Origin of the sequence: Lactobacillus sp. B4007, assembly GCF_026535895.1 — a bacterium.
Lineage (GTDB): Bacteria > Bacillota > Bacilli > Lactobacillales > Lactobacillaceae > Lactobacillus > Lactobacillus panisapium.
The window spans coordinates 1-25,958 of sequence record NZ_JAFNPA010000002.1 but is presented as its reverse complement, the minus strand read 5'-3'; the positions used below and the strand labels follow the sequence as shown (position 1 = coordinate 25,958).

At 38.7% G+C, this 25,958-nt stretch carries 26 protein-coding genes and 1 tRNA gene; 5 read left to right on the top strand and 22 right to left on the bottom strand.

All coding sequences use genetic code 11. From position 1 onward, the window contains the following. Window positions 1-137: 137 nt before the first annotated feature. The 19 genes from J3U54_RS03345 to J3U54_RS03255 form a co-directional block, all read right to left on the bottom strand. The gene (locus tag J3U54_RS03345; protein WP_220220880.1) at window positions 138-503 is read right to left on the bottom strand and encodes a TIGR02328 family protein; all 366 of its coding nucleotides are present in this window, start codon (window positions 501-503) and stop codon (window positions 138-140) included. Continuing rightward, the gene (locus J3U54_RS03340; RefSeq protein ID WP_267385088.1) at window positions 500-880 is read right to left on the bottom strand and encodes a YbgA family protein; all 381 of its coding nucleotides are present in this window, start codon (window positions 878-880) and stop codon (window positions 500-502) included. Before J3U54_RS03340 ends, J3U54_RS03345 begins: the two co-directional genes overlap by 4 nt. A gap of 283 nt (window positions 881-1,163) precedes the next feature. Beyond that, on the bottom strand, window positions 1,164-2,084 hold the full coding sequence (locus tag J3U54_RS03335) for a diacylglycerol kinase family lipid kinase (RefSeq protein WP_220232870.1): 921 nt from the start codon (window positions 2,082-2,084) through the stop codon (window positions 1,164-1,166). Between the two features lie 31 nt (window positions 2,085-2,115). Beyond that, window positions 2,116-3,546, bottom strand: a complete 1,431-nt coding sequence (gatB, locus tag J3U54_RS03330; protein WP_103752020.1) for an Asp-tRNA(Asn)/Glu-tRNA(Gln) amidotransferase subunit GatB — start codon at window positions 3,544-3,546, stop codon at window positions 2,116-2,118. A gap of 3 nt (window positions 3,547-3,549) precedes the next feature. Next, window positions 3,550-4,989: an Asp-tRNA(Asn)/Glu-tRNA(Gln) amidotransferase subunit GatA gene (gene gatA / locus J3U54_RS03325; RefSeq protein WP_220232868.1), complete on the bottom strand. Its 1,440-nt coding sequence runs from the start codon at window positions 4,987-4,989 to the stop codon at window positions 3,550-3,552. Then, a complete protein-coding gene (gene gatC, locus J3U54_RS03320) occupies window positions 4,989-5,291 on the bottom strand; it encodes an Asp-tRNA(Asn)/Glu-tRNA(Gln) amidotransferase subunit GatC (RefSeq protein ID WP_103752018.1) in 303 nt (100 codons plus the stop codon). Before gatC ends, gatA begins: the two co-directional genes overlap by 1 nt. A gap of 12 nt (window positions 5,292-5,303) precedes the next feature. Then, window positions 5,304-6,443, bottom strand: coding sequence for a CamS family sex pheromone protein (locus tag J3U54_RS03315; RefSeq protein WP_267385086.1), 1,140 nt, complete (start codon window positions 6,441-6,443; stop codon window positions 5,304-5,306). Between the two features lie 14 nt (window positions 6,444-6,457). Continuing rightward, on the bottom strand, window positions 6,458-8,470 hold the full coding sequence (ligA, locus tag J3U54_RS03310; RefSeq protein WP_267385085.1) for an NAD-dependent DNA ligase LigA: 2,013 nt from the start codon (window positions 8,468-8,470) through the stop codon (window positions 6,458-6,460). A 47-nt stretch (window positions 8,471-8,517) separates the two neighbouring features. Continuing rightward, window positions 8,518-10,761 (bottom strand): DNA helicase PcrA, encoded by a 2,244-nt coding sequence (pcrA, locus tag J3U54_RS03305; RefSeq protein ID WP_220232864.1) that lies wholly within the window; start codon window positions 10,759-10,761, stop codon window positions 8,518-8,520. An 80-nt stretch (window positions 10,762-10,841) separates the two neighbouring features. Beyond that, window positions 10,842-11,489, bottom strand: coding sequence for a glycoside hydrolase family 73 protein (locus J3U54_RS03300; RefSeq protein WP_103752014.1), 648 nt, complete (start codon window positions 11,487-11,489; stop codon window positions 10,842-10,844). Between the two features lie 162 nt (window positions 11,490-11,651). After that, window positions 11,652-11,738 (bottom strand) — tRNA-Leu (locus J3U54_RS03295). 179 nt (window positions 11,739-11,917) lie between these two features. Further along, complete coding sequence (locus J3U54_RS03290; RefSeq protein WP_267385082.1) at window positions 11,918-12,367, bottom strand: MarR family winged helix-turn-helix transcriptional regulator; 450 nt, start codon at window positions 12,365-12,367, stop codon at window positions 11,918-11,920. Next, window positions 12,360-12,785: a hypothetical protein gene (locus J3U54_RS03285; protein ID WP_103752012.1), complete on the bottom strand. Its 426-nt coding sequence runs from the start codon at window positions 12,783-12,785 to the stop codon at window positions 12,360-12,362. The genes J3U54_RS03290 and J3U54_RS03285 overlap by 8 nt, the downstream gene beginning before the upstream one ends. A gap of 189 nt (window positions 12,786-12,974) precedes the next feature. Beyond that, window positions 12,975-14,726: an ABC transporter ATP-binding protein gene (locus J3U54_RS03280; RefSeq protein ID WP_267385081.1), complete on the bottom strand. Its 1,752-nt coding sequence runs from the start codon at window positions 14,724-14,726 to the stop codon at window positions 12,975-12,977. A 76-nt stretch (window positions 14,727-14,802) separates the two neighbouring features. Continuing rightward, entirely contained in the window at window positions 14,803-15,495 is a 693-nt protein-coding gene (locus tag J3U54_RS03275) for a MarR family winged helix-turn-helix transcriptional regulator (protein ID WP_103752010.1), read from the bottom strand. Between the two features lie 116 nt (window positions 15,496-15,611). Continuing rightward, window positions 15,612-16,070: a SprT family protein gene (locus J3U54_RS03270; RefSeq protein WP_267385080.1), complete on the bottom strand. Its 459-nt coding sequence runs from the start codon at window positions 16,068-16,070 to the stop codon at window positions 15,612-15,614. Beyond that, window positions 16,070-16,768, bottom strand: a complete 699-nt coding sequence (locus tag J3U54_RS03265) for a glycosyltransferase family 32 protein (RefSeq protein ID WP_267385079.1) — start codon at window positions 16,766-16,768, stop codon at window positions 16,070-16,072. Before J3U54_RS03265 ends, J3U54_RS03270 begins: the two co-directional genes overlap by 1 nt. A gap of 2 nt (window positions 16,769-16,770) precedes the next feature. Then, a complete protein-coding gene (locus tag J3U54_RS03260) occupies window positions 16,771-18,201 on the bottom strand; it encodes an oligosaccharide flippase family protein (RefSeq protein WP_267385078.1) in 1,431 nt (476 codons plus the stop codon). A gap of 10 nt (window positions 18,202-18,211) precedes the next feature. Beyond that, complete coding sequence (locus J3U54_RS03255) at window positions 18,212-19,354, bottom strand: CDP-glycerol glycerophosphotransferase family protein (protein WP_267385076.1); 1,143 nt, start codon at window positions 19,352-19,354, stop codon at window positions 18,212-18,214. A 239-nt stretch (window positions 19,355-19,593) separates the two neighbouring features. Here J3U54_RS03255 and J3U54_RS03250 point away from each other — a divergent pair, with 239 nt between their 5' ends. Beyond that, a complete protein-coding gene (locus J3U54_RS03250; RefSeq protein WP_267385074.1) occupies window positions 19,594-20,253 on the top strand; it encodes a CPBP family intramembrane glutamic endopeptidase in 660 nt (219 codons plus the stop codon). Between the two features lie 55 nt (window positions 20,254-20,308). Here J3U54_RS03250 and J3U54_RS03245 read toward each other — a convergent pair whose 3' ends face one another. Further along, window positions 20,309-21,157, bottom strand: coding sequence for an aldo/keto reductase (locus J3U54_RS03245; protein ID WP_267385347.1), 849 nt, complete (start codon window positions 21,155-21,157; stop codon window positions 20,309-20,311). A gap of 219 nt (window positions 21,158-21,376) precedes the next feature. Between J3U54_RS03245 and J3U54_RS03240 the strand changes: the two genes are divergently transcribed. Next, a complete protein-coding gene (locus tag J3U54_RS03240) occupies window positions 21,377-22,117 on the top strand; it encodes a CPBP family intramembrane glutamic endopeptidase (RefSeq protein ID WP_103752004.1) in 741 nt (246 codons plus the stop codon). Window positions 22,118-22,241: 124 nt separating this feature from the next. On the opposite strand, the gene J3U54_RS03235 is transcribed toward J3U54_RS03240, so the two are convergent. Then, the gene (locus J3U54_RS03235) at window positions 22,242-23,021 is read right to left on the bottom strand and encodes a GntR family transcriptional regulator (protein ID WP_103752003.1); all 780 of its coding nucleotides are present in this window, start codon (window positions 23,019-23,021) and stop codon (window positions 22,242-22,244) included. A 189-nt stretch (window positions 23,022-23,210) separates the two neighbouring features. On the opposite strand from J3U54_RS03235, the gene J3U54_RS03230 reads away from it, so the two are divergent. Genes J3U54_RS03230 through J3U54_RS03220 form a run of 3 tightly spaced genes read left to right on the top strand, consistent with a single transcriptional unit; the run spans window position 23,211 to window position 25,717 of the window. Further along, window positions 23,211-23,939: an ABC transporter ATP-binding protein gene (locus J3U54_RS03230; RefSeq protein ID WP_267385072.1), complete on the top strand. Its 729-nt coding sequence runs from the start codon at window positions 23,211-23,213 to the stop codon at window positions 23,937-23,939. Then, window positions 23,936-25,075: an ABC transporter permease gene (locus J3U54_RS03225; RefSeq protein WP_267385070.1), complete on the top strand. Its 1,140-nt coding sequence runs from the start codon at window positions 23,936-23,938 to the stop codon at window positions 25,073-25,075. The genes J3U54_RS03230 and J3U54_RS03225 overlap by 4 nt, the downstream gene beginning before the upstream one ends. Window positions 25,076-25,096: 21 nt before the next feature. Then, on the top strand, window positions 25,097-25,717 hold the full coding sequence (locus J3U54_RS03220; protein WP_267385069.1) for a TetR/AcrR family transcriptional regulator: 621 nt from the start codon (window positions 25,097-25,099) through the stop codon (window positions 25,715-25,717). A 50-nt stretch (window positions 25,718-25,767) separates the two neighbouring features. Here the strand turns inward: J3U54_RS03220 and J3U54_RS03215 are convergent. Continuing rightward, a partial coding sequence (locus J3U54_RS03215; protein ID WP_267385068.1) for an IS3 family transposase occupies window positions 25,768-25,958 on the bottom strand: 191 nt, incomplete at its 5' end.

Here is a 25,958-nt window from a genome sequence, read left to right as displayed (position 1 = left end):
AACGTAAAGACTGAATTTATTGATAAATAAAAAGATGAGCATTTATTTCTAAGTGCTCATCTTTTTTGTTTGGCTATTTATTTTAAAACCTGCCCATAAGACTGCATAGCTATATCCGCATTTTAATAAACCCTACCTTAATTTAACTCAATTCCCTTATGGGCTAAATTTTCCAAGCAACTCTGTAAATAGGCATCATCGTGCTCAGGATAAATTGGATCAGTCCAAGGGACAGCCGGCAAGTTTTCATATTTGGAACAATATTGCCCACGGTAGTATGGGTCAAACCAGTTACTATTTGGGTGATAATGGCGGCGCTCCATTTCGGCTAGCACCAGTAAATGAAACTGATACAATTTATATGGCGAATATTGAAAAACATAATTAACGGTAGCATGAGGTTTGCCCCAGCCGCGTCCACGTAAAGCGGCAATTTCGCGATGCTGTCCTAATAATTGTTGCCGCGGTAATTGCCAAATTAAATCTTGGTGCCATAATCTCATGATTTCTCATTCCACTCCTGCATTAAACGCGAGTTTAGTAAATAAGCAACTTGATACTTTTCAGTTAAGCGGCTTAAAAACGGTCCTAATTTATCAGTTTGTGGTGATAATTCTTGCAATAACCGTAAATAAGTTTGTTTTTCTTCAGTCGTCGCAATTTTCTTAAAGTAACCCCAAACATGCTGGTAAGCGTTAGTTAACGTTTTAACTGTAGGCGGCTGGCTGGCCGCTTTTGCCAGTAAGTCTTCAAACTCAGCATTTTTTGCATCTGACCAATCGTTATTTTTGGCTAGCAATCTAATCCGTTCGTAATATGCTTGCGAATGAGCCATTACCCAGTACTTGTTATAAGCCCATTTCTCTTGCCATTTATCCATTTTTCTTGCCTCGGCTTTTGATATTTTTTAGTAAGAAACTAACTTTAATTGCATTTTATTACTAAGTACCATCTTCAAACAAATAATTTACCCTTACCTAGCCAATTTTGCCAAGGGAAAAATTGGCCCAAAAGTCTATAATCTTGCTTCCCAAAACATTGTTGCAGTAAGTCTAATGAGTATACTTGCTGGAGACAACCGGTCAGAAAAAATAATTATAATAGCGACTAGCAAAAAAGGAGCAATTACTTTTATGAGTAATTACTCCTTTTTATGATTTTTATTATTCACCAACAAAAAATTCAATGCGTTGCTGTAAGTTTTTAAAAGTAACAGGGCAGTAGTCACCGATTTCCCCATCGAGATTAACTGGTAATTTGCGGCCAACACTCTTTCCCATCAGTTCAATCTTTAAACTGTGAGTCTTAGTGTAAATAATGTCTGGGTCGTCGACGTGCTTACCATTTAGGGCCAAAGCCATCAGCTTCAATAACTTAACCGGATCAGCCGGTTTGACGATAATTAATTGGAATAAGCCATCGCTAAGTTGGGCATCAGGCATAATCTGTTCAAAGCCACCAATCGAGTTTGTCATTCCCAGTAGAAGCATCGATAGCTTTCCCTCGTAAACGCCTGCATCATAGGTTAAGCGCATCTCATTTTCAGTCAAGTGCGGCAACATTTCTGCCCCCTTAATGAGATAAGCAGCATAACCTAACGCAGATTTTACTTCTGAAGGAACGCCATAGGTTAACTCCGTTAAAGAGCCACAAGCCGCAATATTAACAAAGTATTGCGTATCCTTGGCAAACGTTGCTTGGCCAATATCCATCTTGCGGGTCTTATTATTAAGAATTACCTTACTGGCTGCCTTAATACTATCACGGGGGATATGCAGAGCACGGGCATAATCGTTAGTCGTTCCCGCTGGAATAATCGCCATCTTTGGTCTTTGCTCTAAAAATGCTATTCCATTGACTACTTCATTAATTGTGCCATCGCCACCAGCTGCGACAATGAGATCAAAACCATCGTTGGCAGCACGAGTAGCCTCTTTTTGCGCACTCTGCTTTTCTGGCGTAGTCCTAAAAGCACTGGCTTCATAACCAGCTCGCTCCAAGACGTCTAAAATGTCTGCGACATTCTTAGGCATCTGTTCGTGACCAGATACAGGATTATAAATCAATCTTGCTTTTTTAGTCATAGTTAACTACCTTATTACTTAAAATTTACTTTTACCGCTTTTGTAATTCTTGGTTTAGAAGTTGGTTGATTACCTTCGGGTTAGCCTTACCACGAGTTTGTTTCATGATTTGACCAACTAAGTATCCAATCGCACGGTCTTTACCGTTCTTAAAGTCTTCAACCGATTGTGGGTTGTTGTCAACCACTTCTTTAACCATTGGCTCTAATACACTAGTATCTGATAATTGCACCATGCCCTTATCTTCAACGTATTTCTTCGGATCAGTGCCGTTAGCTATTGTTTCAGCAAAAACTTTCTTGGCAATCTTAGAAGAAATTGTTCCGTCTTTAATTAGCTTAATCATTGCAGCTAAATGTTCAGGTGTCAACTTAATATCTGTTAGTTCAACCCGGTTATCATTTAAGTAACCATTAACTTGTGTATTCATCCAGTTAGCTGCAAGTTGTGGATCAGCACCAGCTGCCACTGTCTTATCAAAGAAGTCAGAGCTTTCTTTCGTTTGCAAAAGAACTTGTGCATCATAATCTTTTAAGCCAAACTCGCCTACATATTGATTGTACCGCTCCTCAGCTGAACGCGGCAAGGTGGATTCAATTTCATCAATCCATTTTTGGCTAATATGATCAGGCGCAATGTCAGGTTCTGGGAAGTAACGATAATCAGCATCGCCTTCCTTAACCCGTTCAAGAACTGTCTTACCTGTTGCTTCATCAAAACGACGAGTTGACAGCTGAACCCGGCCACCTGAAAGCAAAACTTGTGCTTGCCGCTTTTCTTCATAAGCTAATGACTTACGAACATGTTCAAACGAGTTCAAGTTCTTCATTTCGACCTTAGTGCCAAGTTCTTTTTGGCCTGCAGGGCGAATTGAAATGTTAGTATCAACACGCATTGAACCCTCTTCCATCTTAACATCGGAAGCACCGGTAAATTGAACAATCTTCCGTAGTTTTTCAAGGTATGCATAACCTTCATCTGGATCGGCAATTTCTGGTTCAGAAACAACTTCAAGTAATGGAACACCTTGACGGTTCAAGTCAACGTAAGAAAAGCCGTTAGTTCCGTGCGTGTTCTTACCGGCATCTTCTTCGATATGCATTTCATGGATACCAATTCGCTTCTTTTTACCATGAGATTCAATTTCAACATAACCATCACGAGCAAGCGGTTGGAAGAATTGCGTAATCTGATAAGCCTTAGGACTGTCTGGGTAGTAGTAGTTCTTCCGGTCAAAGTGGGTGGTTGGCAAAATATGTGAGTGTGTTGCTAGCGCAACCATAATTCCCAAACGATAAACATCCTTGTTAACGTAAGGTAAGACACCAGGCATTCCCCAGTCAATGACATTTGTTTCTGTGTTCGGCTTTGCACCATAGCTAACTGGTGAAGGTGAGAAAATCTTACTCTTAGTTTTTAGTTCGAAGTGAACCTCGAACCCAATCGTTGATTTAAAATTCATCAATTAATCCTCCATTCCAGCTGGTGTTTTTTCATAAAAATGATTACTACGTTCAATAAAGTCGGCAACTTGGAAAATACTGCCTTCGTCAAAGCGCTTAGCCATAATTTGGAAGCCAACTGGCATTCCCTCAACCAAGCCAGCAGGTACACTAGCAGAAGGAATTCCAGCCAAATTAGCAGAAATCGTTAAAATATCGTTATTGTACATTTTAATTGGATCAGAAATTTCACTGCCAATTCCAAATGCTGGTGTTGTTGTTGTCGGTCCAACGATAACATCATTTTCAGCAAAAATCTGGTCAAAGTCCTGGCAAATTAAGGTTCTTACTTTGGAAGCTTGTCTAAAGAAACGATCATATGAGCCAGCAGACAAAGCAAATGAACCAAGCAAGATTCGACGCTGTACTTCTTCACCAAAGCCTTCTGAACGTGATTTAACGTAGACATCAAGTAAGTTTTTAGCATCTTTTGAGCGGTAACCATAACGAATACCATCAAATCTTTGTAAGTTAGATGATGCTTCACTTGATGCGATGATGTAGTAATCAGGAACGGCATACTTAGTTAATGGAAGCGATACTTCATTAATAATGGCGCCAGCATCCTTTAAAGTATCAATTTGTTGTTGAATGATATCATGCACTTCGCCATCAACGGCATCCATGTATTCCTTAACAACTGCTACCCGCATTCCCTTGACATCTTTACCGATGTACTTAGTGAAATCAGGTACTTCTCTAGTTGAAAGAGTAGAATCATGGTCATCAGCACCGGCAATAACATTAAGCACTTGTGCCGAAGTTTTAGCACGCTTACTCATTACCCCGATTTCGTCAAGTGAGGAAGCAAAAGCAATTAAGCCCCAACGAGATACACGACCATAAGTTGGTTTAATACCAAAAATACCGTTAAAAGCAGACGGTTGACGAATCGAACCACCGGTGTCGGAACCCAAAGCGGCAACTACTTGGCCAGAGGCAACAGCTGCAGCAGAACCACCAGATGAACCACCAGGTACCTTATCTAAATTCCACGGATTATGGGTTGCGCCAAAATATGAGTGCTCAGTTGATGACCCCATCGCAAATTCATCCATATTAGTTTTACCGACAAAAGTTGCTTGCGCCTTCTTTAAGCGCTCAATTACCGTTGCATCATAAACTGGAATGTAATTGTCCAAAATATGGCTAGCGGCTGTTGTCTTAACATCTTTAGTAATGATGTTGTCTTTAATAGCAATTGGGATACCAGCTAATTTATTCTTAGCAAAATCCAAGTTTTCTGCTGGCTTAGCATCTTCTTGAACCGTAATCCACGCGTTTAGCTTGTCATCCGTCTTTTTAATGTTTGCGACTGTATCTTGCGCCAATTTGTCTGCGGACAATGTTCCTTGGGCAAGCTTTTCGTTTAATGAGTCAATATCTTCATTTAAATAATTCATTACTCGTCCTCATCCTTATTAATAATTACAGGAACCTTGATAAAGCCATTGGCTTGTTCAGGAACATTTTTCATTAATTCATCACGGTCTTGCCAGTGCTCAGGTTTGTCTTCTCTAAATACAGTATCACGGTCAACTACTTGTACCGTTTCGTCAACACCATCCGTATCAACTTCTGATAACTGATCAGCCATATTGATGATTGAGCTCATTTGCTCAGTCACTTTTTCAATATCTTTATCATTAATCTCAAGCCGCGACAAAGTCGCAACGTGCTTAATTGTTTCTTCTGTGATTTCCACGCATATACCTCCTTATTCACCGCCATAAATATGGACTTGATAACTACTATCTCCTGTTTCCTTGGCAACCAACGCTTGAATATCGTTTACCGAACCAATTTTTATTTCAATCGGCACATCACTAGCTAAATATTTCTTCGCAGTTGACAAAACAAGCCTAGTAAAGCTTTGAATTTGCTCATAGCCGTAAAACTGTGTTGTAATCGAGATATTTTCTTGTGCTAGTTTGCCATTTTCATAGCGCAGCGTAGCAGTAACGCCACTAATATTAGGGAAATAATTTTGAATTGATTCCTTAAAACTGTTGAAGCTTGAAGCGTTACTACTGTTGATTGCTTTTTTATTACCAATAGTTGGCAATACCTCTGTTTGGGTGTTAATAGTTTTCCATTTAGTTATTTTACTACTATTAGCAGCCGCTGTCCCGCTCAAAAAGTAAGTTCCGCTAACTAACGAATCTTTACTTTCTTTAGCAAAAAGGCCAACCGTAATCGGAATATTCTTTAACGCTTTTTTCTTCCGTAATCGCGCCACTATTTGTTCAGCAGTCTGCTGGCCATATTTTTTTTGGGCTGAACGCGGAATTGTCATTTGATATTCTGGCCCACCCTTTTTCTTTTGATAATAATCAATCGAATTAATGGCTAAGCCGATACTCATCCCGCCTATGCGATAATTTGACCCCGAGCCAGTTAAAAAGTCCTGCTCCATGATTTCTTCCAAATAATACGGATTGTACTTTTTCTTCGTTCCTAATTCGGGATTAAGTCCCAAAGGATTAGATTTTGATTTTCGACCTAACCAGTCATTGGCAACCGTTGATGTAATGTATTGCCCTTCTTGAAAAACAAATGAGTTAGTTGAAAATGCCTCTTTAGAAATTTGAATAAGTCCACGTTCAAGTTCACGCGTGTCAACTGAATTATCATTATCGGTTGCTGTTAAACCAGCGATTGGACTGGTAACATAGTGACCATTTTTTAATAAAACCGTATAACCGTTATTACCGGTTTCTGTAGTCTGATAAGTTTTAGTACTTGAACTAGATGACGTTTTAGCATTATTAGCCAGATTGGAATTTTTTAAATTACCACAAGCTGTTAAACTAACTGCTGCTCCTAAAATTGCGATTATCTGCAGATATTTTTTCACTTTACTTGTTTCCTTTATTTAACCTGAGCAATTGCTTCTTCCTCAGTCAATAACGGCACACCAAGCTTTTGCGCCTTAGTGTATTTTGAACCAGCATCTTTACCATAAATGACATAGTCAGTTTTACCAGAAACAGACCCAGTTACCTTGGCACCCAGGGCTTGCAACTTTTGGGTAAATTCACTACGAGTAAAGTGGGAAAGCGTTCCGGTTAAAACTACCGTCTTATTTTTGAAATAATTATCAGGAATTTCTTCTACTTGTTCCTCGGTTTCACCCAAGTAATCCATGTTAAGACCACTAGCCTGCAGTTTTTTGACTAGTTCAACCACTTCATCTTGCGCAAAATAAGTCGTCAATGCTTCTGCAATTGTCATGCCTATTGTATCGATTGCAGCTACTTCTTGCACGTCCGCTTCCATAATCTTTGTCATATTTTTAAACTTTTGGGAAATTAAACGCGCAGCTTTAGCACCAACATGATCAATTCCAAGACCGGTTAACAGTAATTCAACCGAATTTCTCTTCGAATTGTTGATTGCAGTCAATAAATTATTAATTGACTTATCCTTAAAATGATCAAGCTTAGCTAAATCGCTGGCTTGTAAATGGTATAAGTCAGCTACGTTGTGAACTAAATCGTTTGCAATTAATTGTCGAACAATTTTCGGTCCTAAACCATCAATATTCATTGCTGGCCGCGAAGCAAAGTGGGTAATGCCCTCTTCAATCTGAGCAGGACATGAAGGATTAACACACCGCAATGCAACTTCATCTTTTAAGTGAATTAATTTTTCACCACATGAAGGACATTCTGTTGGAATCGGATAAGGTTCACTATCCTTAGGACGTTTAGCCATGACCACTTCTGAAATTTCTGGAATAATATCGCCAGCTTTATGCAGCATCACGGTATCACCAATCCGGACGTCTTTTTGCTTGAGCAAATCGGCGTTATGCAAAACAGCGTGTGAGACGGTTGTCCCAGCCAGCTGTACCGGATCCATGATTGCAGTTGGCGTTACAACACCGGTACGGCCAACCGTCCATTTAATCTCGTGAACAACTGTTGCTTGCTCTTCTGGTGGAAACTTATAGGCAATTTCCCAACGCGGAATTTTAACCGTATTGCCCAGTTCGTTTTGCAAATTCAAGTCATCAACCTTAAGTACAATGCCATCAATGCCGTATTGCAGTGAATCACGTTTAGCGGTGTATTCATCAATAAACGCAAAGATTTCATCCATCTTAGCCAGTCGTTTACCTGTTTGATTAGTGTGGAAACCTAAACTTGTCATCTTCTCAATTGCTTGATGTTGACTCTTGATTTCCTCAGGAGGATTAACCCAAGTATAAATGAAGGTACTTAAATTACGGTGCTTGGTAATGCTAGCATCTAGCTGGCGCAATGATCCGGCAGCAGCATTTCGCGGATTAGCAAAAACGGTCTCACCATTTTCATCACGTTCACTGTTTAACTTGGCAAAAGCTTCCTTACCCATATAACACTCGCCACGTACCTCCATGGTTAATTTTTCCGGCAAGGTTTGTGGGATATCTGAAATAAAGCGGGCATTCGGCGTTACGTCTTCACCGACTAAACCATTTCCACGCGTTGACGCCCGTGTAAGCTTGCCATCCGTATATTCCAAATTAATTGATAAACCGTCAATTTTTAGTTCAACGTTATAGGCAACTTCATGACCGATTTGCTTTTGCACCCGCTCATCAAAGACACGCAGCTCCTCTTTGGAAAATACATCCCCCATTGAAAGCATTGGCACCTGGTGAGTAACCTTCGTTAATTCACTGTCAAGTTGACCACCAACACGTTGCGTAATTGAATCTTGCGTAACCAGTTGCGGAAATTGTTGTTCCAATTCAACTAACCGCTGATAGTTTTGGTCATAAACATTGTCTTCAACTTCTGGCGCATCTTTTGAATAGTATGCATCAGCCCACTGATCGAGCTTATCTCTAAGCGAAGCGACTTCTTTTCTGGCTTCATCAAGAGTTAAATCTGCCATTTTGTTCCTCCTGATTAAAAAATATTATTTTGATCTTACCGATTTCATTATACCTTTTTAATTGGGGCAAATGCTGCTAGAAGGCGCTTGATTCCAATATTTGGAAATGCAATATCAAGCTCCATGTCTTCACCAGTACCATTAACCTTGGCAACAACTCCACGTCCCCAAGCCTTATGTTCAACTTGATCGCCAACATTCCAACCTTTTTTCTCAGCCCCCACAGCACCTGCAGGCTTGACCTTTGGGGTATAAACTTGCGCACGGGCACGCTCATCAACATTCGCAAACGGAGCTGTTTGAACTTGAAAATTGCTATCAGCCATACTTGGAGCAGCCGCATTTTCTGTTTCTAAATCAGCTAGGTCGATCTCATCCAAAAATCTTGATGGTGGATTATTTTGCATTCTGCCATACATCATTCTAGAGTAAGCATTAGTTAGATATAATTTCCGCTTAGCACGGGTAATGCCGACATAAGCCAGTCTGCGTTCTTCTTCTAACTGATCATCTTCTAAAAGTGCACGTGAAAGTGGGAACAGTCCGTCTTCCATTCCTACCAAGAAGACAACAGGAAATTCCAGTCCCTTAGCCGCATGAAGTGTCATTAATGCCACTTGATCATCATTGTTAGCCAGGTCATCCTGATCACTTAACAGCGAAACTTCAGCCAAAAAATCACTCAGTGCGTTTGACTCATCATCTTCTGGCTCATATTGATCATCGAAACGCTTAGTTACAGAAAGAAATTCATCCAAGTTTTCAAGTCTTGTTTCGGCTTCAATCGTTTTCTCAGCCTTTAGCGCATCGGTATAACCAAAATCCTGCAAAATCTTTTCCGTTAAGCCGGTCACACTGTGATCTTTAGCATACTCAATTGCATCACGCAGTTTTGCACCAAAATCACTTAATTTATTGGCTGCTCTGGCGGTTAAGCCGGTCATTGTCAAGTGGCTAAATGCATCAAGAAGTGACAAATTATTGTCACGAGCAAAAGTCGTAAACTTTTCCACACTGACATTGCCGATGCCCCTTTTTGGCGTATTAATAATCCGGTTGAAACTCATCGAATCACTGGGATTAGCCACTAATTTAAGATATGCCATAATATCCATAATTTCTTTGCGATCGTAGAATTTATGGCCGCCGACAATTTGGTAAGGAACATTAGACTTAACAAAGGCTTCTTCGACTGTTCGCGATTGAGCATTTGTCCGGTACAAAACAGCAAAATCGTGGTAAGAGCGATTATGATCATTAACCTCTTCTTGAATCTTTGAAATGATGAAATGAGCCTCATCATCACCACTTTGGGCACGGTAATAGGTAACCTTATCCCCGTCTCCTTGGTCTGTCCATAATTTCTTGGCTTTTCGGTTATGATTGTTCTCAATCACGGCATTAGCGGCTGAAAGAATATGACCAGTTGAGCGGTAATTTTGCTCTAGCTTAACTGTTTGGACACCAGCATCCTTGTAGTCATTTTCGAAGTTCATGATGTTTTCCATATTTGCTCCGCGCCAGCCATAAATGGACTGATCGGCATCACCGACAACGCAAATATTTTTATACTGGGCAGCTAATTCATGACAGAGTTCATACTGCGCCTGGTTAGTATCCTGATACTCATCCACAAGCAAATAGCGAAATTTATTTTGATAATAGTGTAAAACTGCCTGATCCGTTTTAAATAAAACTAAAGTCTGCATAATCAAATCATCAAAGTCCATAATCTGGTCATGCTTTAACCGCCTTTGGTATTCTCGATATACTTGTGCAGCAACCTTGTCAAATGGGGTCGAGCTACTAGCGGCAAAAGCATCAGGAGTTAATAAATCATTTTTAGCATTAGAAATAGCGGATAATACGCGCCGCGGTTCATACACCTTAGGATTGAGATTCTGCTCTTTTTCAATGTGCTTAATTAGTGTTAATTGTTCAGATGAATCAGCAATTGAGAAATTACTGCCATAACCGATTTTGTCAGCATCACGCCGTAAAATCCGAACACAAAGAGCGTGAAAAGTCGACATCCAAATGTCATTTGCTTGCGGCCCGAGTAATTTTTGTTCCCGTTCGCGCATTTCAGTAGCAGCCTTATTAGTAAAAGTAATTGCCAAAATATTCCACGGCAGAACCTGCTTTTCTTCGACGAGATAGGCGATTCGCCTGGTTAAAACAGAGGTCTTGCCTGATCCCGCACCGGCAACAACCAATAATGGCCCCTCAGTAATCTGGACAGCTTTTTGTTGTTGCTCGTTTAATCCTGTTAAAATTGCTTCTTCGCTCATGCTAATTCCCTTCACAAACCAAATTTTGTAACTATATTATTGTACCAAAAAAGAAGGCATCTTTTAGGATAGATTGCCTTTTATTTATCAAACCGATCAAGATGATATTGTTCAATTAGTTTAATCAATTTATCAGCATAATTCGGATCAGTGGCGTACCCATCTTGAACAAGTGCGTGGGCCTGCTTGCGGTAATCTTTGGCGGTTAAAACGTGTTTATATTGTTGCTTATTCCAAGTGGTTCCCTTTTGAAAAAGCCTAGCATGTGCCCTAATTGATGCCTCGTAAGAATCATAAATTTGAAAGCGCGCCTTGACCACAATCCATTTGCCCTTAACGTACTCTTTCGTAGTTAAAACTGCTGAAGTATTAGGATTAGTGCCTTTTACACCAAACAAATTATTATATTTTTGCGATAGACTGCTTTGACCATAGTCACTTTCAAGACAAGCCTGCGCAATTGTAATACTCGGGAGAAGCTCAAACTCGCGGTCAACTTCTTTAGCAATCGGACCAATTTCCTTAATAAAAGCCTTATGCTGCCGAATAATTTTTTGTCTTGCCTCTTCACGTGCTAGCTGTTCCTGCCTGATTTGTTCTGACTGAATTGCTTGCCGGCGATAATATCTAAATGCCACAAATGCAATTATCAACACAAACAGAATAATAAACGTGCGAAGTATAATTACAAAATTAGACTGCTTTTTTCCCTTACGTCTTTTCGCCATGAAATTTACCCTTACTTTTTAATCATTATCTATAAGTATAAACTCTTCTTAGCTTAAGTCATGCAATGTAATTAATTTTTAAAATAAAAAAAGCACCTTAAAGTTGGTGGTGGCTTAATTAAACTATACAAAAAAATGGAGCCAAAGCTCCATTATCTTTAGTGCGGGCAAGAAGACTCGAACTTCCACGATCTAAAAGCGATCACAAGATCCTTAGTCTTGCGCGTCTGCCAATTCCGCCATGCCCGCAACACATACAATACTATAACCCAAAATTAATTTTAGTACAAGAGCTTTTTAAAAATAAATTGCCTGAGCTAGCTCTTTACGACAAAAAAGCAAAGATGCTGGCATAAAGCAAACACTTCCAATTAGTTGTCCTAACTTTCAGCTTAATGCTTTATGTCTGCCCAATGCTTTTTACGCTATTATTGGTTGACTAATTTTTGTAAAATTTGATTTAACTCAGCCTGCTTGTCCCCTAGGACAGCAAAAAATTCCTGATCAATCTTTTCAATGATTGGCGTTGCCTCGTTGACTTTTTCCATACCCGTGGCAGTCATCTTGATTGTCTTAGCCCGCGTATCTGTTAAAGAGACTTCCCGTTTGACTAAATTGTTTTTCTCAAGATTTTTTAAAATCGTTGAAACTGTCATAACATCAATCCCGCTTTGCCTTGAGAGCGCAACTTGATTAACTTCGACCTCATCTTGGCTAAGATATGCTAGAGATGCAAGTACAATAAACTGCGGGTGGGTAAGTTCAATTGCCTGAAGTGCATCCTTAATTTGCTTATGCCATTTATTATAGACTTTAGCAAACGATAAACCTAAAGATGCAGCTGAATCATCACGATACTTTGATGAAAACTCAGTCATTTTTTCTTGCCGCCTTTTCTAATGCAAAAATGGACTCTGGTACATCTGCAAATATTTCTGCAACAAATTTTAAGTCCGCAGAATTAGCTTCTCTATTCTGCGGAACAAATTCAACCGAATGAGTGATGGTCGTCTTAGCACCTTTTTTCCCAATCTGATGAGTGAAATAGACATCTCCCATTCCCGGAATTGGTGTCCGATCCGTAAACTCCTCATTTGCAGTAACTGATTCTAAAACAAAATCCATTGCCGGCTGACCTTCTAATTTCATCTGGCCCTTAGTGCCTTGAATGAAGTCCCCGTCTAAAGTAACCTTTTCTAAATCTCCTTCCCAGGCAAACCAATTGTCGATATTGGCATAATATTGCCAAATATCTGCTGCGGTTAAGTCCGTTTCTTGTTCGTAACTAAATTTCATTTTTGTTCTCCTTATAATAAGTGCTTATATAATATTAACACTTATTATTTTAGCTGTAAATCATATATCCTTTTTAGTAAAAAATTTTTGAGGCAAATAAAAAATCATCCAAGTTTAAGGCAACAATGGATGAATATTACAAGTATAGTTAAATTTTTAAATCAAGAATGACACTATCTGCCAGTAATGTTAGTCTACCATCTGTTCATTAACATAACGTGCATATAGCGGATGAGTTTTCATTAATTCGTGATGTGTACCGTGACCAGTTACTTGACCATGCTCAATAAAGTAAATTTGGTCAGCGTTAACAATCGTGGCGAGTCGGTGAGCAATGACCAAAGTGGTTCGGTTCACCATTAACTTATCTAATGCTTGTTGTACTTTGCTTTCAGATTCAGAATCTAAACTAGCCGTTGCTTCATCAAGCATCAAAATTTTGGGATCGCGTAAAAAGGCACGTGCAATTGCCAGGCGCTGCTTTTGTCCGCCAGAAAGCTTAATTCCGCGTTCACCAATCTCAGTGTCCATTTGTTTAGGAAAATCTTTGACAAATTTGTCCGCGTAGGCAAGCGCCAATCCGCGCCACAGTTCAGCATCAGATAAACTGCCAGGCAAGCCGTAAGTCAGATTGTCACGAATCGTACCAGAAAAAATGGCACTATTTTGCGAAACATAGCCGATCTGCGAGCGCCAATTTTCCAAATCAATCTCAGCAATATTTTGCTCATCGATCATAATTTTGCCGCTATCAGGTTGGTAAAAACGTTCAATTAGGGCAAAAATGGTTGATTTCCCACCACCACTTGGGCCAGCAAAGGCGATTACCGAATTAGGCTTGGAGGTAAATGAAACCGATTCTAAAACTGGCTCCCCTGGTTCATAACTAAAACTTAAATTTTCAGCCGTTAACGTCTTATTAGCTAAATCCGTCTTCGGACTAGTTTTGTCCTTCTCTGGTTTAATTGCTAAAATCGCTTGAATCCGTTCAGTCGATCCCAGCGCTTTTTGAATTTGAGAAAAGAAAGTCGCAAAATTGGCCACTGGAGCAATTACATTAAATAAATAAAGTAGAAAAGCAACTAGGGATCCACTAGATAAACTGCCTTGGCCAACACGAATTAAGCCAAAGGCTAAGATACCGGCAAAGGCAGCCATCATTAAAGTAGTCATGATTGGTTGCAAAATAGCTTCCACGCGGGCATCCACTACACCAATCTTAAATATTTTTTGAATCATTCGCTGCCCGTGCTTTTGTTCAAAATTTTCACCATTGCTGGCCTTGATTAGCCGCACTTCAGACAGCTTTTCACTAACGTCACCGTTAAATTCTGCCGTGGCGCTCTGCAATTTTCGTCCCAGCCTGGCCATGATTCGACCAACAGGTAATAAAACGAGTACCACAATTGGGACAATCGTGAACATTAATAAAGCCATCTGCCAATCCATCACAAACAGGATAATCAGCGAAAAGAAGAGTTGAATCGCCCCAGTAATAAAGTTGGGAAATTGCGAAGCAATTAAGTCCTTAATGACTCCCGTATCATTAACCAGCCGTGAACTGCTTTCGCCGGCTTTATTTTCGTCAAAATAAGAAATTGGCAATGATAATAAGTGGTTCCATAACTTCTCTCTCAAACTCTTAACAACACTTTCACCGAAGTAGCGTAAAATGTAGCCGCCGAGAGTTCCTAAAACCAGTTGAACAACGAAAATAACAATAATAATTACCATACTATGATAGTTAAACTTGTCCCATTTACTTGTATCAACTAGGTCACGAGTTAATAGTGGTAAAACTAGATTAGCCGCGCTAGTAACCAGACTAAAAGTTAAGCCCATAACAAACAGAGATTTCTTTAAGTCCAATTGATTTAATAAATGAAAGAAATCGCTTAGCTTAACTTGCTTAGTCTTACCTTTACGTGACTTGAACGCCATTAAAATACCGGCTTTCTAAATTTGTCTAAACAAAAAGTTTTTCATTAACTGAAAAACTTTTTTTACTTTATTCTAATTATATTTCTTCATCTTCATTATGCCAAAATTTTCGCCAAAAGTCGCGGTCATATTCCCATTTTTTATCAAAATCACAATATTTATGCTTAAAATCTGGTCGTTTGAAATCGCGGCAGTATTCATCATGGTAATGGTGCCGGTTATGCATCCGGTGACACATTTGGCGCATTTCTTCTTTAGAAAAGTCGTGGCTTTCAGCATACTTGTGCCATTTTGAGTATGCCTGCATCCGAAAAGCGGGATCAACAAACTTTTGTGCTTCGTGTTTAAAGTCATCATCCCAGCCATCAGCGATCTTCTCCAAGTAATGACTAAAATCGGTCTGTTCATCTTCACTTAATCCGGCAAAAAAGGCAGTGGTATCTTGCTTCTTTTTCAGTGCGTCTAGCTTATTAGCCTCTTCACGACCTTCTTCAGTCAAGTAGACCCGTTTTACCCGTTTGTCTTTTTCATCAGTTTCACGTCTAATGATCCCTTTAGCTTCCATCTTTTTTAACAATTCTGCTAGTGAACCAGGCTTTAAGGCTAAAATTTCTGCTAAATAGTTTTGTGTTAGACCATCTTCAAGCTTAAGTACCGCCAAAACCCGTTTTTGACCCGAAATCGGCAGTTTATTTTCAAACATGAAATAACGGCTTGCACGCATAATGAAATGTAATTGCTTCATTAAATTATCACTTGTTTGACTCATGATTAAATCTCCTTAATATTTATTTTTTGATTTTAGTTAGGTACCTAATATTTATACTCAAATTATAGTTTGGTACCTAATCAATTGTCAAACAAAATTGATTAATTTTTATGTTATTAGCGCGGCGTCCCATCAAGTCGCAGCTTTCCGCCACACTTGCCGCAAGCATACCGGCGAACATTAATCCGGCGCACGCGGTGGTAGGTTTGACCGCATCTTTGGCAGCGGTAAATGTAGTTAACTCTGCGGCTGCGTTTTAACCCGATATCAGGGGCATAACGACTGCCGCCCACCTTTGCTAATAACACCTTAAAGTCAGCATCACGGTGCCGATAGCCTTTGCTAGCAAGATGCAAATGATAATGCACCAATTCGTGTTTAATGATGCCAATTAAGGCGTCTCGGTACTGCGGTGCTAAAAAATGAGCGTTAATTTCGAGATGATGATCGGCTAAGTGGTAGCGTCCCCCTGTTGTTGTCATACGGGAATTAATTTTGACATCATGACAAAAAGGCTTACCAAAATACTTCAGCGAAACCTCTTCCACCAGCTTTTGCAGTTCTTCTTGCGTCATTAGCGAAAAATCTTAGCGTAAAGGGCAGCTTCTTTTTGGGTCTTAATGCGCACTTTTAGAGCAGTTACTAATTTGCGTTTTAGTGGTTTAGCGCCTTCCATCCAAGTGCCGGTAAAAACATGAATGGTTTTTGACTTTGGCGATGGATTGCATAAAATACCGTCGGGATAAACATGAATCCCACTACTTAACACTTGCTCCTTATTATTCGGCTGCGCTTGATACTTGGTTTTTAAAATATCGGAAACTGAGACCGTATTAACTCCCGCCAATTGATCATTATGATCAAATGAAAAGTTGCGGTCATCATAATAGGCCAGCATATCCTTCAGCAGTGGATGATACTTCTCAGCACCAAAAACGGCGGTAAACGGGTTAGCCGGATTTTCAAAACCAACAAAGGCACGATTATTAAGAAGGGATTCAAGGTTATCTAACACCAAGACATCCGTATCCAAATAGATTCCGCCCATTTCGTACACAGCTTTGGCACGAATGTAATCCGAAACAAACGCCCATTTTTTAGCCTTATAGGCCTGTTCAACGTACTTATTTTCATGAATATCAAAATTATCTTCGTTCCATTCGATAATCTGGTAGTCCTGCAAGTGCTTTTGCCACGTTTTCATGCATCGCTGAATATTTTTAGGTTTAGGATTACCCCCGACCCAAACATAATGAATAATTTTAGGAATCATTTCTATCCTCGTGTAAAAAATCGTTTTAGTAACATAATAATATCTTGGTTAAAATCAAGTTTCATCAAAAACATTAATCCTACATATAGAAGGAACATGATTATTGACTTTATTACCATATTGAAAAAGGCTGATGAAACTATTGGTGGCAAAATCATCCCCACTGCCAGGACAATAACGGAAATAAGCAGGTACTTGGGAATTTCTTTAAAGGAATACTTAAAGTCATAGCCGTCACGCACAATCCACAACCGCAAAAGCAAAACAATAAATTCGGTTATTAAGATTGCTACCATCGCCCCGGTTGCACCATAAAGGCGGTCAAGAAAGTAACTCAAGATTACTTCAAGAAAGGCACCAATAATTACTGGTAATGCATAATCACGGTCGCGGTGATTGGCTAAGGCAAATTGGTTGGCAAAAACGCCACCGGTTGGAATCATGACAATTGTTAGTGCAAAAAAGAACATCAATGGTGTCATTGGAATAAATTTATGACCAAAGAAAAACGGGACAAATTCTTTCGTATTTGCCATGATAATCACGGCAAACATCGTTCCCAGCATTACCGTTGCTTCAAGTGATTTTTTTAAAATAACTCGTTGTTCTTTTTTACCCTCACCAGCCATTTTGGGCATAATTACAAGTGAAATACTAGTCACAATTCCCAGCACCATGTTCGAAATTCGCTGTGAATTATCGTAATAGGCCACCTGAGTGGAATTTTGAAAAAGCCCTAAAATTGGCTTATCAAGCGACGTATAGATTTGGGTCGCAATTTGGGGAATAAGCAGTGTGATGATTGCTTTAATTGTTGTTTGGTACTTATAAAAGTGCTTAACTGGTCCACCGACATAGCGGTGAATATCAAACCAAAAAACAAATGAACCTAGCATTGTGGAAACTGACATGATTAACATGTATTTCCATAAATCCCCTGGCTGTTTAACCCATAATAAAATTAGCACAACTGAAACAAGCTTTACTGCCGTATTTTTTAAAACCACCCGGCCAAAGGCTGCCAACCCTTGGAAAAACCAGGAAATATCAACTTGTGCCGAGATTAAGTATGGCACCATCAGCAATAGATAATTGCCGTATTTAAGATGACAAAAACTGGTGACAGTAACCACCAAAATAATCGTAACCAGACCAGCTAACGCTTGAAAATACCATAATCCCCAAAAAGCATCCGTTAATTCTTGCTGATTACCGAAAGCGCGCGTTTGCGAAATGGTTCTCATCCCAATGTAAGAAACTGACAAAGTACAAAAAATCATCAGGAATTGCACAATATTGTTGACATTACTATAGATACCGTAAGTTTTTGGTCCCAAGATGCGGGACAGATACGGTACCGTAATTAACGGTACCAAAACGAGAAAAATTTGATAAACCGCATTATATAAAATATTTAAAAATGTTTTCTTCACAATTTTTCCTCTAATACTGATTTGCCATTAAGGTATAAATCGCCGCACACGCTGATTCATGTTGCAATTGATTAGTTAGGTGCAGCCAATATTGCCGTTTCTGTTGTTTTCGGTCAGGTGCACTAAGCCCAGCAAGCAATTCTGCTTGTGTTTTAACGCAAATACCAGGAACTACTTCTTCATAAGGACCAAGCAAAAGCCCCCGTTTTTGCTCATACTGCCTTAGGTAATTAGTTACAAAAATAATTGGCTTGTCTAAAGTTAAATAATCAAAATAAATTGATGAATAGTCAGTAATAAGCATATCGGTATTGCCCAAGAGCTCATATAAATCATAATCATGTGCAAATAAATAGTCATTATTAAGGTAAGCAATATTAGAATAGTGACTGGTCTGCGTTCCTAAAAGCTGCATTTCGTACGGGTGCAGTTTAACAATTAAGTACTGGTGCTTTGCTTTTAAAGCATCATTTAACGATTCAGCATCAAAATCCGGCAAGGCAAAAAAGTTGCCGGCCTTAATCTGGGCCATGATTTGTTCATCTTCCATTTCATAGCGAAATGTCGGCATATAGATCGCAATTTGAGCTTGCTCATCTTGAACCTTAAATAAAGCGGTCAATAGCTGCGCCTTTGACAATGCAGGATGCTTTAATGCGTCCAAGCGCGGGAAGCCCACTTTTTGGTATTTGGTAGTCTCAATGGCACAGCAAGCACTCATAAGTGCTTCATACAAATCTGAGCTCGAACAAACTACATCCGCATTTTTTTGCCAAAGTTTAGCATTGCGCATGTCGGTTTTGTGCTTAGTATTATTAGCCATAATTCCCATTCGCTTAAGTGGAATGCCATGCCAAAATTGAATGTTAACCTGCTTAGCGTGAATTTTAAATGGTTGATGCGTGGTTAAAATAAACTTGGCAGCTCCGATTTCGCGCCAAGTCGCTAGCGGCAAGTGTGACGAGGGCCACGGCTCAACCACAGTGATTTCATATTCAGGATGATTTTTCTTCATATATTTAGCAAAAAGATAACCGTTTGATCCCGATCTGCCGGCCCCATTTAAAACTACTATTTTGTTTTCCCTAATTTTCGTAAATCGTGCACCAATTTTCATCAGGTACATGTAAATTCGAAATAACCAATTTTTCATTCTTTAACTTCCCAATTCTTACTTAGTATAAGGGTACAGAAAAAGCTTGAGCAAACTCAAGCTTTTTTACTTTATTTTTTAGTTTTTTAACTATTTACACCGCTTTTGCCAGTAGACAGCGTTTACGCAATTGCATTCTAAAGTTGTTAATAATTGCCAGCTTGCACAGAAATTGGCTTCTTGCTAGACTAAATTTAGTTCATTTATGATTAAAATTGTAGAATACCTGAGGAAAAATAATGGCAAATAAGCAAACTGTTTCTAACAAACTTCTGATCACTTACCTATTTATTTTTTATTTATGGTGGGCGGTAGAAGAAATATGCAACTGGCAATATTCTAGTATCCCGCTTTTGCAAGAATCAATCAGTGCTTTAGTAAAATTTGCCACTTGGAGCATTCCGGCCTATTTCTTAATCAAAAAATATTCTGATCGGCTGGCAATTGGGTATTCCACTATGTTTAAAAATCATTTTCGCTTCTGGCCATACCTAGGATTATTTATCCTTATGCTTATTTACTTGTTTGCTACCGTTTATTTTACTAGTGGAACAATCCGGATAAATCCGAGTTGGCACCCAACAGATTTAATTGGCAGCTTTTTAATAGTTGGCATTACTGAAGAACTAGTTTTTCGTGGCTGGATTTTAAATGCATTATTACCCAAATTTAAGACATGGGTTGCTCTGTTAATCGATAGTATTTTATTTTTGGTTATTCATTTCCCAATCTGGTATCGAACCGGAACTTTTTTAAGCAACTTCGCTTCTGGAGCTGAATTTACGGTAATCATTCTGGGAATTTTGTTTGGTCTACTATTTATCAAAAGCAAAAATATTTTTGTGCCCATCATCTTTCATATGTTCTGGGATTTAATCTTAACTGTTTTCTTGCTTTAATCACTTAATTCCCACTCTTAAAATTAATAACATCAAATCAGTTATGAACCATTAGTTAATAAATTGCTAATGGTTCTTTTTTAGTTGGTTTCGGGTATGCTTTTGCCAAAATTGCTAAGTCATCGGGAGTCAGGTCGATTTCTAATGCCTTTAAATTCGAGAGCAAATGCTTGGAACTGCTGCTTTTTGGAATAGCAAGAACATCAGGCTGTTGCATTACCCAAGCTAGTAGAATTTGAAAAGGAGTAGCACCATGATTTTGAGCAACGGCCATCACAGCTGGATCTTGGGTCATCGTACTGCCCATTTTTGGTCCTCTTCCCAGTGGACTATAGGCAATTAAAGGAAGATGATGCTTTCTTTGCCAAGGCAAGAGACTGTATTCAATTCCGCGTGTCTCTAGGTTATATAGATCCTCATTGGCAGCCACATTTTTACCACTAGGCAATTGCCATAATTCTTCCATATCAGCGATATCAAAATTGGAAACGCCCCAAGCCCGAAAATAGCCTTTTTCTTGCAAGCTTTGAAGTGTTTCAACCGTTTCTTCAAGTGGAACCATTCCTCGCCAATGATATAAATATAAGTCAAGGTAATCTGTTTGCAGACGCTTTAAACTATTCTCAACACTTTGTTGCATTTTAGCAGCAGAGGCATTTTGAGGTAAAACTTTAGAAATTAAAAATAAATCTGATCTTTGATATGGCTTGATAGCCTGTCCAACTAAACTTTCCGAGCGACCATTGCCATACATTTCTGCCGTGTCAATCACGCGTAAACCAGCATCAAGACCAGCTTGAATTGCCTTAATCTCTTCTTTTTCTGCCGCAGCCGAATTACCCATTTCCCATGTACCAATACCTAAGGCCGGCAATTTTTGCTGATTAATCGTCACTGTTTTCATCATTAAGTTCCTTTCTATTAGAATATATTTTTAATATTATCTTGCCAACTTAAGCATACTATATCATTAGCCAAAAGAGCAATTTAGCGCAACAGCAGTTTATAATCTTGTCAATAATAGAATAAAGGTTGCAATAGCAAAATCATTGGCCCGGTGAGCCCCAAAATTGTTATTTGGTTGGCACCACTCTACAATAAACAATATAGGAGGGCTACTTCAATGGAAGAATCATTTACAAATTCATTTAAATTATCAGGTAAACAATGGTTAATTATTATCTTTTCCAACTTGCTTGCATATTGTTGTTTAATCATGCCCGGGATTCAAATACCAGACTTTTTAGCTTTTGATGAAAACCACCCTAGTATCGTGGCAGCTATTTTCCAACTAATTGTCGTTACTGTTTTTCTTGCTATCCAAATTATTGGTGCTCAAATCGCTACCAACAACAGATGGCGGCAACTATTTCATTTCCCTCACGCTAAAGAATGGTTATTGATTGCTGCTTTCTTTATTGTTGCTTACGTAACTTCAGTAGTAACGGGAATAATTTCACAGAACATTTTTGGTTCCGTTTCAGGAAACGCTGCTGCCGGATTAACCCTAAAGTCTCCGCATGTTTGGACAATCTTCTTTTACCAGCGCTTTAGCAGTGCTATCCAAATTATGGGCGAAGAATTTTTAGCAATCATGCCCTTGCTAGCTCTTACGCAACTAGCAACTAGTCTGCATTTACCTGCCCCTATCTGGTGGGGTAACATTGGCTCAGCACTTGTATTTGCCCTACTTCATTTGTCTACATACGACTATAATCTGGGCTACGTCATTTTAGGGCTGGCTTTTACCCGCATCGTGTTAAACCTAGCCTTTATCAAAACGCACAATATGTGGGTTAGTTTTCTGGTTCACTTCTTATTCGATACACTTGCCTTTTTAGTTCTGTTATTGGCAACTAAGTAGGCCATTCTTTTATTATTAAACATTAACGTGCAAAAATGCTTCTCCTGATTGATCAAGAGAAGCATTTATTTTGGCTTAATAAAACAATTCATTATAAACATGACGGGGGGTTAGCAAACATTGGTTAATTTTTTTCCTGCTCTTTGTTCTTATTATTCAAATGAAATTCACTATCAGCGGATGAATCAACTGTATAGGTCATTTCATCGCCTCTAACCACGTAATGAGAAAACTCTAAGGGCTGTTCAAATTGGTTATAAACTGTTTTATTAACATCAAAGAGTGGCACAACTTTGTTCAATTTTAAAATTTCTGTTTGTTTAGCATTGGGCAAAACTGTACTAATCTCACGGTACGAATTGGTGGGAATTTCGTGGTACTTGCGCTCCAGGTAATCATAAAGCGAAGAATCGGCCTCAATTTTAACTAATAAATCTGGGAAGCGCTCAGCCGGCAACCACGCTTCATCAATTGCAATTGGAACATCCGCAATTTCGAAAAGGCGTTTGATATATACTAGATCTGCTTTTTCAGCCAGCAATAACTCTTTAGCTATTGCTGCATTTTTTAAAATTTCACGCTTTAAAATTTTAGGTTTGCTTGGTTGATCACGTGACCCAGCGAATTCTGAAAAGCCTTGAATCTGATCCAATTTACCTATCATCTTTTTAATATTGACGTAGGATCCCTTTCCTTGAACCGTCACAATCAGTCTCTCATCAGTTAGTAACTTCAGAGCCTTACGGACAGTTATTCGACTTACTTGATATTTTTTGCACAAAAATTGTTCACTTGGTAACTTCTGGCCAGACTGTAATTTATTTGCTTGGATTTGTTGTTTAATATCTAGGTAGATTTTCTTATAAAGCGGCATAACAGCTTCAATTGGTTTATCAGAACTCATTACTATACTCCTTTATTTTATTCAATCTTACTAAATAAAGAACAAAATCACAAACTCTAAGTTTAATTTAAACACCATTTTTAAGAGTTTTGGTTAAGAAAATTATCACTTTTAGTTGACAAGTGAGTAAGTACTTACTACAATACTGTCTATCAGTGAGTGAACACTCACTTATTAAAGGAGGAAATTATGGCTTATCTTATTAATTTAACTCATTTACAAAAATCCTATGGTAAGCAAACCGTTTTACATGATATTAACCTCAATGTCATGCCGAAAGAAATCGTCGGTCTAATCGGCCCTTCTGGAGCGGGAAAATCAACTACGATTAAGACCATGCTTGGGATGGAAAAAGTCGACAGTGGAGAAACGCTTGTGTTAGGTACACAAATGCCTAACCGCCAGATTTTAAGTCAAATTGGCTATATGGCACAATCTGATGCACTGTACGAAACTCTAAGCGCTAAAGAAAACCTTCAATTTTTTGGCAAGATGAAAGGCGTGTCGGGGACTGAATTGGAACATGAAATTGCCTATACAGCAGATGTGGTTGAATTAACCGCTGATTTAAATAAACGGGTAGCCAATTATTCTGGCGGCATGAAGCGGCGGTTATCATTAGCTATCGCCCTTTTAGGCCAACCAGAATTACTAGTGCTTGATGAACCGACGGTCGGAATTGACCCATCGTTGCGCCGCAAAATTTGGCACGAACTTAAGTTAATCCGTGACCAAGGTCGAAGCGTGCTAATTACGACGCACGTAATGGACGAAGCAGAGCTGACGGATCGCGTGGCCCTACTTTTAAATGGTAAAATCATTGCTTTTGCGGAACCAAAGAAATTAGAAGAACAGTATCAGGTTGACTCAATTGAAGACGTCTTTTTAAAGGCAGAAAGCGAGGAAGCGGCAGAATGAGAACTTTAGCAATTACCAAAAAGGTTCTAAAAGAATTATTCCGTGACAAAAGATCATTGGCGTTAATGTTTCTTGCACCAATTTTAGTAATGTGGCTGATGAACGTAATGTTTTCAGCTAACTCTAAATCCGAAGCAACAATTGCCACGGTAGATGTTAACCAGTCAATCACACGGAAATTAAGAAAAATTGATGGCATTGATACGGTTAAGTACCAGGATCAAAAAGTTGCTGCTAAAGAACTGAAAAGTCATAAAGTTGATGCCGTTATCTACTATCATGACAACAAATATGACGTTACGCATGCAAATACGGATTCTGGTAAAACAGTTCTGACTAAACAGGCACTAAACGCTGCATTGACTAAGAATAGTTTTCAAATTTTGACTTCTAAACTTAAAAAGACGCAAAAAATGCAAGTGAAACTTATGAAAGCTAATCCCTTACTTGCCAAAACATTACCTCGAGCACCTAAGAATAAAAAGACAAGTAATGTTAAAATTGTCAATCATTACCAATACGGCAATAAGGATACCGGCTTTTTTGCCAAAATGGTTCCAATTTTACTAGGCTTCTTCGTTTTCCTATTTGTTTTTCTCATTTCAGGAATGGCTTTATTAAAAGAGCGAACCAGTGGCACACTCGATCGCTTGTTGGCAACTCCAGTCAGACGAAGCGAGATTGTTTTTGGTTACATGTTTGGTTACGGCATAATTTCGATAGCTCAAGCTACCGTCATTGTTTTGGCAACCATTTGGCTATTAAAAATCGAAGTCGTCGGTAACATTTTCAATGTTATTTTAGTCAGCTTCCTACTTGCCCTCGTAGCTTTGGCTTTCGGTCTTTTGCTATCTACTTTGGCTGGGTCCGAATTTCAAATGATGCAGCTGATTCCAATTGTTATCGTCCCCCAAGTATTCTTTTCCGGAATAATTCCACTAGATACAATGGCCAATTGGGTTCAATATATCGGTAAAGTTCTACCATTAACATACACGGGCGATGCCCTAACCAAAATTATGCTCTATGGTAAGGGGTTAAGCAGCATAACTGGTGATATTTTAGCTTTGCTCATTTTTCTGGTAATATTGATATACCTGAATGTAGTAGGTTTAAAGAGATATCGTAAAGTATAAAAACCACTTGGGAGATAAGATATGGTTAAAGTTTTGGCAAGTTATCAAGAAGAAATTGCAAACCAAGAGATTCCTTCTGGTAAAAAGAAAGTATTATTAGCGGGGCTGAAATTATTTTCAAAAAAAGGCTTCCATGCGACTACAACGGCAGAAATAGCTCACGAAGCTGGCGTCAGCGAAGGAACAATTTACAAATATTTTAAATCTAAGGATGATTTACTGGCCAAGTTATTAAGCCCGATGTTAACTGAAATTAAAGATAATTTCTTTGTGCAACTGGATGATTATCATGATTTAACAAAGTTAATTTCATTTTTAGTTGAGGATCGGATTCAATTTTTACTAATTAATTTTGATTTTCTAAAATTATTTATCCAAGAATTATTAACGGACAATAAGATTATTGACCTGTTTAAAACTGAGGTTACAGGTAAAAATGGTGTTTTCGCCTATTTCGACGATTTAAAAAAGCGTTTTGGTGAAATCAATTCTGACCTAACTTCAATTCAACTCTTACGAATTTTTATTAGCCCCATTTTTACGTATGTCGTTCAAGTTAAAGTATTTGGCATTAACTCTCAAGATAAAAATGCTGATTTAGCTTTAATCAAAAAACAAATTTACCTCGGATTAACTGCGTAACTTAAAAACCGCTGGCAAGTGAAGCTAACCCCTAAAACTGGACGTTAGTTTTATATCATTTTACTTAAGGCTTGATTCCGATATTGAATCGGAGTTAAGCCTTTTAGTTTGTACCGAATTCTATCTTCATTGTAATAACTTATCCATTCTTTCATCGCCTTAACCAATTGTTTCTTAGTATCAAAGTGATGTGTAAAATAATTCATTTCAACTTTCATAATGTGAAAGAAACTTTCCATAG